Genomic DNA, 10,084 nt, shown 5'->3' with positions numbered 1-10,084 from the left:
CGACACGTCAGCAGCTGACGGGGCGACGGCGCCGAGCGCGCCGCCGACGGGGGCGGGGCCCTGGACGGCGGGCCCCGCGGACGGCTCGGCGGCGGGCTCGGCGTGGCCGGCGACGGTTCCGGTGCTCATGTCTCCATGCTGCCCCGGCGGTCAAGAGCGCGGAACTCCCCTATCGGGTGGTTCGGGTGGACACGCGTCCGCCCGTTCACTCCTCCGGGGCGAACAGCGCCACCACATCGCCCGCGGTGAGCCGCACCAGGGTGTCCGGCGCCTCGTCCGACCGGCCCGGGTAGAGCCGGTAGAGCTCCCCGCCGAGGCCCGCCGGAGCCGGCACGTCGGCGTGCACCAGGGCGGCCAACGCCCGTGCCCCGGTGAGCCGTTCGGCCAGCGCGAGGGCGGTGTCACCGGCGGGCGCGTCGCGCCGCTCGTCGGGCTCGTGCCGACCGCGCAGCCGCTCGGCGAAGGCGGCCACCGGCTCGTCCGCGCCCCGGCGGTAGGCCCGGACCGCGGTACCGGACCGCTCGCGCACCAGCACCTCGCCGGCCCGGGCGGCGGCGCTCGCCACGGCGAGGTCCCAGAGGGTGGCCCGGGAGCCCTCGGCGAAGTGCGCCAGCACGTCCGCGGCCAGGGTGCCGATCCGGTCCCGGTGCCGGTGGACGTTGTGGAAGCCCCCGGAGGCACCGAGGTTGAGGTCGGTCCAGGTGTGGGTGCGCTGCGCCAGGTCGACGATCACCGGCACCGACACCCTGGCGTCGCCGGCCAGGTCGAGCCGCTGGCGGACGGCCTTCGGGTCGAAGGCCTCCTTGCGGTACTTCGCCGCCGGCGAGGCGTCCAGGGCCATGAACCCGGCGAAGGCGTCGGCGAGGTCCTCGAACGGGACGTCGTTGTAGCTGAAGACGACCGTGACCGCGTAGCGGGCGCCCTCGGCGGCCAGGGCCGGCAGGTCGAGGTCGACGAACTCGGTGGCGCCGTGCGGCGGCGGGGCCGAGGTGAAGTCGCCGGAGTGCACGGCGGCGCGGCGGCCGAGGACCAGGTGGGTGTAGTCGCAGAGGCCGGCGAAGCGCCACTCGTCGTCGTAGAGCGCGACCGAGAGGTCGAGGTCGACCCGCTGGCGCGGGGTCTGCATCCAGTGCAGGAACAGCCGGATCCGGCTGCCGTCGGGGAGCCGCTGGACGCTGCCGCGCGGGACGGCGACCAGGGTCTTCGCACTCGCCCGCTCGGCGAAGGGGACCACCAGGTCGGCCAGGCCCTCGTCCAGGACGGCCAGGTCGTACCGCTCGAGGCGCCCGGCACGGCGCAGCAGCTCGGCCTCGATCAGCGCGCAGACGGGTGCGCTGAGCGCGGCCGGGACCTCGGTGCCCCAGTCCTCGCGGGCGTGCGCCAGGGCGACCCGCCCGCGCGGGAAGTACAGCCGGCGCTCGCCGAGCTCGCGCGGGGCGCGCAGCCGCCCGTACGCGCCGAGCAGCGGGCCGGGGGCGGCCTTGCGCAGGGCGGCCGGGAGCGCCTCGGTGAGTTCGGCGGGCAGCGGCTCGCCGGCGCCCCAGAAGGCGTGCACCCGCAGCAGGTGGTGCAGCCGGCGGACCAGCTCGCCCGGGCGGCGGGCCAGCAGGCGGACGGCGGCGGGCACGTCACCGTCGTCGAGGGCGCGCTCGACCCGGGCGGCGAAGGTGGTGACGACCAGCCGGGTGTGGCCGGCCGGGGTCGCGTGGACCCGCAGCGGTTCGGGGGCCCCGCGCAGCCGCGGGCCGAGGCCGTGCAGGTCGAGGTCGCTCCGGCGGATCACGGCGAAGGCTGCGGCCACACCCGGGAAGCGGCGCTCGTGCTCGTAGGGGTGGAGCAGTTCGCCGGCCCGAAGCCAGGCCTGGCGGTGCCGGCCGAGGTCCTCGGCGAGGGTGCCGGGCGGGAGGGCGGCCAGGACCGCGAGCAGCTCGCGGCGGAGCGGGCGGGGCAGGTTGCGCAGCCGCAGGCCCTTGGCGGTGGCGGGCAGCAGGTCGGGCTCGGCGCCGGACCAGGCCCAGATCAGCCGCAGCACGTCGGTGGCGGTGGTGAGATGGGCGGCGAGCAGCGGTCGGGTGGCGTCCCGGTCGCGGTGGAGCAGGGCGGCCAGGACGGTGGCGCGGCTCTCCCGGACGGGGATGTCGGCGGGCAGCCAGCCGGCCGGGTCGGCGGGGGCGTGCCGGAGCAGGACCGCGAGGTCCTCGCGGTCCTGCGGGTTCAGCGGGGTGCGGCGCTCCAGCAGCCGGCGCAGCTCGGCGGCGGCGACGGCGGCGGGGTCGTCGCCCTCGGCGAGCCGCAGCGGCCGCAGCAGGGTGTCGGCGGCGTGCACGCGGGCGGCGTTGCGGACGGCCTTGCCGTCCAGCGGGAGGTACGTCTGCTCCTCGATCGGGACGTCGCAGAGCGGGCAGTGCCGCTCGCCGGCCGACTCCAGCTCCTCGTAGCACTCGCCGCAGAGCAGGTGGGCGCAGGGCGCGAGGGCACCGATGCCGGCCTCGGCTCCGGTGCGGTCGCAGCAGCAGCACGGCTGGCCGGGCTGGTTCAGCAGGAAGGCCCGGACGTGCGCGGAGTAGAGGCTGTGGGCGTGCCGCGGCACCCCCTCGGGGAAGCGGCGGAACAGCGGCTTGTGCCGGCGGTCGGCACCGAGCGCGGCGTCGATCCGGCGCAGCAGGGCGCCGCCCGCGTCGGCCAGGGCGGCCGGCCGCAGCCGGGCGAGGGCGGCGCGCAGCGGCCTGGTCAGGACGTACCCGCGCTGGGCGAGGTCGGCCTCCAGCACGACCAGCCCTTCGGCGCTCCAAGGCTCCGGCTCCCCCGCGGCCGCCCCGCCCTCGACCACCACGGCACCGTGCCGTCGCAGCAGCAGCGCGTCGAGGCCGTCGTCGGGCGTGGTGGTGGTCCGCTTCGTCACTGGTGCTCCCCCGGAGATACGACAAAGCGGGGGCGGAGAGTGGGCGCACTCGGTTCATTTACAGTGAAGGAGAAGGAAGCACGCCGCGGAGCCGCCCCCGCGCCGCCCACCCTAGCGAACGCCTCCCGGCCGCCCCGAACGAATTTCCGCCGACGGGCCTCCGCCCCCTTCCTACTGCTCGGTAACTTCGCTACAGTGGCCGCACGCACCACCGTCGGGCTTCGGGAGCCGCACCGACGGGGTCCGTTCGCCGGCGCGCGGGTTCCGCGCGGGGCGGGCGGCGGTTGACGGTGCGTCCTTCACCGGCCGGTGCCGCGGATCGCGGCGGGCCGGACTCTCTCCTCGTATCAGAGCCGCTTCCTTCACCTCGAGCGCCTGAGTACCACGGCACACCCGCAGCACGGCCGGAGCGGACCGGCGGCTGCGCGGTGGCCGCAACCGTCATCTCCCCAGCCCCCGCGCGCGGACCCTCCTCCGCCGGCGCGTCCGCCGGAGCGCGCGCGGGCCATCCATGACAAGGAGTCAGGACAATGGAGCGTCCCTTCCCCACGGTCGCCGTGGTCGGCCTCGGCACGATGGGTGCCGGCGTCGCCGTGGCGGTCGCGAAGAGCGGCCGCCGGGTGATCGGCATCGAGGCCAACGAGGACTCCGCCGCCCGGGCGCTGGCCCGGATCGAGGAGGCCACCGCGCACGCGGTGGCCCGGGAGCGGATCACCGCGGAGGAGCGGGCCGCCCTGCTCGCCCGGATCTCGGTCGGCCACGCACTGGAGGCCGCCGCCGAGGCCGACCTGGTGATCGAGGAGGTGCCCGAGCAGCTGGAGCTGAAGCGGGACGTCTTCGCCCGGCTGGACCGGATCTGCCCGCCCGGGACGGTGCTGGCGACCGGTACCACCGCGCTCTCGGTGACCCGGATCGCCGCCGCCACCGGCCGCCCGGAGCGGGTGCTCGGCCTGCACTTCTTCAACCCCGTGCACACCATGAAGCTGGTCGAGGTGGTCCGCACCGTGCTGACCGGCCCGCAGGTGGCCGAGGACGCCGCCGCGTTCGCCCGGGACCTCGGCAAGGAGCCGGTCGCGGCCGGCGACCGGGCCGGCTTCGTGGTGAACGGCCTGCTCTTCGCGTACCTGAACCAGGCCGCCGCGATGTACGAGTCGAAGTACGCCACCCGCGAGGACATCGACGCCGCGATGCGGCTCGGCTGCGGCCTGCCGATGGGCCCGCTGGCGCTGCTCGACCTGATCGGCGTGGACACCGCCCGGACCGTCCTGGAGGCGATGTACGAGCAGTCCAGGGACCGGCTGCACGCGCCCGCGCCGATCCTCGGCCAGCTGGTCTCGGCCGGCCTGCTGGGGCGCAAGTCCGGCCGCGGCTTCTACACCTACGAGGCGCCCGGCTCGTCCAGGGCGGTCGACGCCGCCACCGGGCCGGCGAAGGCGAAGGTGCCGGGCCGCGAGGTGCACAGCGTCGGCGTCTGCGGCTCGGGCACCATGGCCACCGGCATCGTCGAGGTGTTCGCCAAGGCCGGGTACCGGGTCCTGCTGGCCGCCCGCAGCCTGGAGAAGGCGGAGAAGGCCAAGGCGCAGCTGGCGAAGTCGCTGGAGCGCTCGGTGACCAAGGGCCGGCTGACCGAGGAGCAGCGGGACGCGGCGCTGGCGCTGGTCACGCCGGTCGGCCAGTACGCCGAGCTGGCCGGGGTCGACCTGGTGGTCGAGGCGGTCGCCGAGGACCTGGAGGTCAAGCGCGAGCTGTTCGCCACCCTGGACAAGATCGTCAAGCCGGGCGCGGTGCTCGCCACCACCACCTCCTCGCTGCCGGTGATCGCGTGCGCCTCGGCCACCTCGCGGCCGCAGGACGTGATCGGCATGCACTTCTTCAACCCGGCGCCGGCCATGCGGCTGGTCGAGGTGGTCTCCACGGTGCTGACCGCGCCGGACGTCACCGCGACCGTGCTGGAGCTGTGCACCAAGGTGCGCAAGCACCCGGTGGAGTGCGGCGACCGGGCCGGCTTCATCGTGAACGCGCTGCTCTTCCCGTACCTGAACGACGCGGTGCGGATGCTGCAGGAGCACTACGCGACGGTGGACGACATCGACACCGCGATGAAGCTCGGCTGCGGGTACCCGATGGGCCCGTTCGAGCTGCTGGACGTGGTCGGTCTGGACGTCTCGCTGACCATCGAGAAGGTGCTGCACCAGGAGTTCCGCGAGCCGGGCCTGGCGGCGGCGCCGCTGCTGGAGCACCTGGTCGCGGCGGGCTGCCTGGGCCGCAAGACCGGCCGCGGGTTCCGCGACCACGCGCGCCGGTGACCACGCCCTCGGCGGGCGGGCCGGTCCCGGGCGGGCCGGCCTCCGGCGGCGCGGTGCCGTACGGGCCCGCACGACCGGGCTGGAGCCCGGGGTCGGTGTCGGCCCGCTGGCCCAGACCGGCGGTGACCGGCCCGGTCGCACCGGTGCGCCGGGGAAGGCCGGCGGCTCCGGCGCCCGGGGCGTGTAGCGTTCCGGGCATGGATCGGGTTCAGTCAGCCTCCCCGCAGCACGCCGCCGGACCGCGCGGCGCCGACCGGCCCGCCTCCGGCGCCCCCGAGGGCGGCCCGGGCAGCCGCCGGGCGGCCGCGCAGCGCCAGCAGATGCGGCAGGACCTGGCCACCGCCGCGATGGAGCTGTTCGCCTCGCAGGGCTACGAGGAGACCACGGTCGACCAGATCGCCGCGGCCGCCGGCGTGGCCCGGCGGACCTTCTTCCGGTACTTCCGGTCCAAGGAGGAGGCGATCTTCCCGGACCACGACGACACCCTGGTCCGGGTGGCCGACCTGCTGGCCAGCGCCGAGCCCGAGGAGCACCCGCTGGACGTGGTCTGCCGGGGCATCAAGGAGGTGCTGCGGATGTACGCCTCCACCCCGGCCGTCTCGGTCGCCCGGTACCAGCTGATCCGTCAGGTCCCGGCGCTGCGCGAGCGGGAGATCGCCGTGGTGGCCCGGTACGAGCGGCTGTTCACCCGGTACCTGCTGGGGCGGTTCGACACCGCCGACGAGATCCCGCCGGGCTGGCAGCGCGGCGGCGAGGACGACTCGATGCTGGCCGAGGTGTCGGCGGCGGCGGTCGTCGCGGCCCACAACCACGTGCTGCGGCGCTGGCTGCGGGCCGGCGGCCGGGGGGACGTGGAGGCGCAGCTGGACCACTCCTTCGAGGTCATCCGGCGGACCTTCTGGGCCTCCTCCGCGCCCGGTGCGCGGCGGCGCGGGTCCCTGGTGGCACCCGGTGCCAGTGTGACGGGACTGGAGGCGGCAGCCGCCAGCGCACTGAGTGCCAGCCCCGGGGGTGAGGTCCTCATCACAGTCGCGCGGACCGACGCCCCGCTGGACGTGGTGGTGGACAGCATCAGGGCCGCGCTGACCGGCGCCGGGGAGTCCTGACCGGCAGCGTTTCCGCAGTTCAGAGGCGTTTCGAGCGATTTCGAGGGCCCGTACCGGAGTACCGGTACGGGCCCTTTTCGCACCCTCGCGCGACCGCTCGAACAGCGATGTGAATCACCCGAACTGATGACACCCGGTGTCTTTACGAGTGGCACAGGGTGCCACTACGTTGTTACCCACCAGTCAGCGGCGCCGCGGCTCCCCACCACGGCGCGCCGTCGTCCGGCGCTCCCACACCCCGGGAGCGGTGCCCAGCACGTCACGGGCCACCAGCCAGGCCCAACCGCCAGACCACCCACCCACCTCAGCGAAGCCGGTGTCCGCTCCCGGCTCCCCCAGACGCCCTGTGACCCTCACACAGGTACGCCTTCGGAGGCAGCCATGCAGGAAATCCTCGACGCGATCCTCAGCAACGACGCCACGTCGGAGGACTACGCCGCCATCAAGCTCCCCGAGTCCTACCGGGCGGTCACGCTCCACAAGGACGAGGAGCAGATGTTCGCGGGCCTCGACAGCCGCGACAAGGACCCGCGCAAGTCCCTTCACCTCGACGACGTCGCCCTGCCCGAGCTGGGCCCGGGCGAGGCCCTGGTCGCCGTCATGGCCAGCTCGGTGAACTACAACACCGTGTGGAGCTCGATCTTCGAGCCGGTCTCCACCTTCGGCTTCCTGGAGCGCTACGGCCGGCTGTCGCCGCTCACCAAGCGCCACGACCTTCCGTACCACGTCCTCGGCTCCGACCTCGCGGGCGTCGTGCTGCGCACCGGTGCCGGCGTCAACTCCTGGAAGCCGGGCGACGAGGTCGTCGCGCACTGCCTCTCGGTCGAGCTGGAGTCCCCGGACGGCCACAACGACACGATGATGGACCCGGAGCAGCGCATCTGGGGCTTCGAGACCAACTTCGGCGGCCTGGCCCAGATCGCGCTGGTGAAGACCAACCAGCTGCTGCCTAAGCCGAAGCACCTCACCTGGGAGGAGGCCGCCTCCCCCGGCCTGGTCAACTCCACCGCCTACCGCCAGCTGGTCTCGCGCAACGGCGCGGGCATGAAGCAGGGCGACAACGTGCTGATCTGGGGCGCCAGCGGCGGCCTCGGCTCCTACGCCACCCAGTACGCGCTGGCCGGCGGCGCCACCCCGATCTGCGTGGTCTCCAACGAGGCCAAGGCCGAGATCTGCCGCGCCATGGGCGCCGAGGCGATCATCGACCGCTCCGCCGAGGGCTACAAGTTCTGGAAGGACGAGCACAACCAGGACCCGCGCGAGTGGAAGCGCCTGGGCTCGAAGATCCGCGAGTTCACCGGCGGCGAGGACGTCGACATCGTCTTCGAGCACCCGGGCCGCGAGACCTTCGGCGCCTCGGTGTACGTCACCCGCAAGGGCGGCACCATCGTCACCTGCGCCTCCACCTCCGGCTACATGCACCAGTACGACAACCGCTACCTGTGGATGTCGCTCAAGCGCATCGTCGGCTCGCACTTCGCCAACTACCGCGAGGCGTTCGAGGCCAACCGCCTGATCGCCAAGGGCAAGATCCACCCGACCCTGTCGAAGGTCTACGCCCTGGAGGAGACCGGCCAGGCCGCCCTCGACGTGCACCACAACAAGCACCAGGGCAAGGTCGGCGTGCTCTGCCTGGCCCCGGAGGAGGGCCTGGGCGTGCGCGACGTGGAGCTCCGCGCCAAGCACATCGACGGTATCAACCGCTTCCGGAACGTGTGATGAGCGACCAGCAGAAACGTGACCGCCCCTGGCTGATGCGGACCTACGCGGGCCACTCGACCGCGAGCGACTCCAACGCGCTCTACCGGAAGAACCTCGCCAAGGGCCAGACCGGTCTCTCGGTGGCCTTCGACCTGCCGACCCAGACCGGCTACGACTCCGACCACATCCTCGCCCGCGGCGAGGTCGGCCGGGTCGGCGTGCCGGTGGGCCACGTCGGGGACATGCGCACCCTGTTCGACGGCATCCCGCTCGAGCAGACGAACACCTCGATGACGATCAACGCCACCGCGATGTGGCTGCTGGCGCTCTACCAGGTGGTCGCCGAGGAGCAGGGCGCCGACATCGCCAAGCTCACCGGCACCACCCAGAACGACATCGTCAAGGAGTACCTCTCGCGCGGGACGCACGTCTTCCCGCCCGGGCCGTCGGTGCGCCTGATCACCGACATGATCGCCTACACGGTCGGCAACATCCCCAAGTGGAACCCGATCAACATCTGCAGCTACCACCTGCAGGAGGCCGGGGCCACCCCGGTCCAGGAGATCGCCTACGCGATGTGCACCGCCATCTCGGTGCTCGATGCCGTCCGCGACTCCGGCCAGGTCCCGGCCGAGCGGATGGGCGAGGTCGTCGCCCGGATCTCCTTCTTCGTCAACGCCGGCGTGCGGTTCGTCGAGGAGATGTGCAAGATGCGCGCCTTCGCCCAGCTCTGGGAGAAGGTCACGCTGGAGCGCTACGGCATCCAGGACCCCAAGCAGCGCCGGTTCCGCTACGGCGTCCAGGTCAACTCGCTGGGCCTGACCGAGGCCCAGCCGGAGAACAACGTCCAGCGGATCGTGCTGGAGATGCTCGCCGTCACGCTGTCCAAGGACGCCCGCGCCCGGGCCGTCCAGCTGCCGGCCTGGAACGAGGCGCTCGGCCTGCCCCGCCCGTGGGACCAGCAGTGGTCGCTGCGGATCCAGCAGGTGCTCGCCTACGAGTCCGACCTGCTGGAGTACGGGGACATCTTCAACGGCTCCGAGGTGATCGAGGCCAAGACCGCGGAGCTGCTGGCCGGCGCCGAGGCCGAGATCGCCAAGGTGCTGGAGATGGGCGCCAAGGCGGGCAACCGGGGCATCATCCCGGCCGTCGAGTCCGGCTACCTGAAGGCCAACCTGGTCGCCTCGCACGCCGCCCGCCGGGCCCGGATCGAGTCCGGCCAGGACAAGATCGTCGGTGTCAACTGCTTCGACACCACCGAGGAGAGCCCGCTCACGGCCGACCTCGACACCGCGATCATGGTGGTCGACCCGGCCTCCGAGCAGTCCGTGCTCGCCGCGCTGGAGAAGTGGCGCGCGGAGCGCGACGAGGCCGCCGCCCAGACGGCGCTGGCCGAGCTCAAGGAGGTCGCCGCCACCGACGCCAACCTGATGTCCGCGACGCTCGCCTGCGCCCGGGCCGGGGTCACCACCGGCGAGTGGGCCTTCGCCCTGCGCGAGGTCTTCGGCGAGTACCGGGCGCCCACCGGCGTCGGCGGCGCACCGGTCGCGGTGGCGGCCGAGCCCGGCGGCGAGCTGGCCGCGGTCCGCGAGGCGGTCGCCGCGACCGCCGCCGAGCTGGGCACCGGCAAGCTGCGCCTGCTGGTCGGCAAGCCCGGCCTGGACGGGCACTCCAACGGCGCCGAGCAGATCGCCGTGCGGGCCCGCGACGCCGGGTTCGAGGTGGTCTACCAGGGCATCCGGCTCACCCCGGAGCAGATCGTCTCCGCCGCCGTCGCGGAGGACGTGCACTGCGTCGGCCTGTCGATCCTCTCGGGCGCCCACTCCGAGCTGGTGCCCGACGTCCTGCACCGGCTGCGCCGGGCCGGGGTGGAGGATGTCCCGGTGATCGTGGGTGGCATCATCCCGGCAGCGGACGGCGAGGCCCTGAGGGCCGCCGGCGTCGCCGCCGTGTTCACCCCGAAGGACTTCGGTATCACGACCATCATCGGCCGGATCGTGGACGAGATCCGGCTGGCCAACAGGCTCCAGCCGTGGACGCCCGCGCCCGCGACCACCAGCTGACCACTG

At 73.7% G+C, this 10,084-nt stretch carries 5 protein-coding genes; 4 read left to right on the top strand and 1 reads right to left on the bottom strand.

What is annotated here, in order from left to right; genetic code table 11:
* Positions 1-205 precede the first annotated feature (205 nt).
* On the bottom strand, positions 206-2,902 hold the full coding sequence (locus ABZ885_RS14990) for an MXAN_6230/SCO0854 family RING domain-containing protein (RefSeq protein ID WP_360187738.1): 2,697 nt from the start codon (positions 2,900-2,902) through the stop codon (positions 206-208).
* Between the two features lie 530 nt (positions 2,903-3,432).
* On the opposite strand from ABZ885_RS14990, the gene ABZ885_RS14985 reads away from it, so the two are divergent.
* From ABZ885_RS14985 to ABZ885_RS14970, 4 genes are all read left to right on the top strand, one after another.
* Complete coding sequence (locus tag ABZ885_RS14985; protein ID WP_360187736.1) at positions 3,433-5,208, top strand: 3-hydroxybutyryl-CoA dehydrogenase; 1,776 nt, start codon at positions 3,433-3,435, stop codon at positions 5,206-5,208.
* A gap of 197 nt (positions 5,209-5,405) precedes the next feature.
* Entirely contained in the window at positions 5,406-6,314 is a 909-nt protein-coding gene (locus ABZ885_RS14980; RefSeq protein WP_360187734.1) for a TetR family transcriptional regulator, read from the top strand.
* 381 nt (positions 6,315-6,695) lie between these two features.
* Positions 6,696-8,033 carry a crotonyl-CoA carboxylase/reductase gene (ccrA, locus tag ABZ885_RS14975; RefSeq protein WP_360187732.1) on the top strand — a complete coding sequence of 446 codons (1,338 nt, stop codon included), beginning with the start codon at positions 6,696-6,698 and terminating at the stop codon, positions 8,031-8,033.
* Positions 8,033-10,078, top strand: a complete 2,046-nt coding sequence (locus tag ABZ885_RS14970) for a protein meaA (protein WP_360187730.1) — start codon at positions 8,033-8,035, stop codon at positions 10,076-10,078. The genes ccrA and ABZ885_RS14970 overlap by 1 nt, the downstream gene beginning before the upstream one ends.
* The last annotated feature ends 6 nt before the right edge of the window (positions 10,079-10,084 follow it).

It is taken from the genome of Kitasatospora sp. NPDC047058, assembly GCF_040643935.1.
Classification (GTDB): domain Bacteria; phylum Actinomycetota; class Actinomycetes; order Streptomycetales; family Streptomycetaceae; genus Kitasatospora.
This window is presented reverse-complemented; position numbering and strand designations above follow the sequence as displayed.

Excerpts from the sequence above, each read along its gene's own strand:
- ABZ885_RS14985 (WP_360187736.1), top strand. The coding sequence starts at position 3,433 with ATGGAGCGTCCCTTCCCCACGGTCGCCGTGGTCGGCCTCGGCACGATG.
- ccrA (WP_360187732.1), top strand. The coding sequence starts at position 6,696 with ATGCAGGAAATCCTCGACGCGATCCTCAGCAACGACGCCACGTCGGAG.
- ABZ885_RS14970 (WP_360187730.1), top strand. The coding sequence starts at position 8,033 with ATGAGCGACCAGCAGAAACGTGACCGCCCCTGGCTGATGCGGACCTAC.
- ABZ885_RS14980 (WP_360187734.1), top strand. The coding sequence starts at position 5,406 with ATGGATCGGGTTCAGTCAGCCTCCCCGCAGCACGCCGCCGGACCGCGC.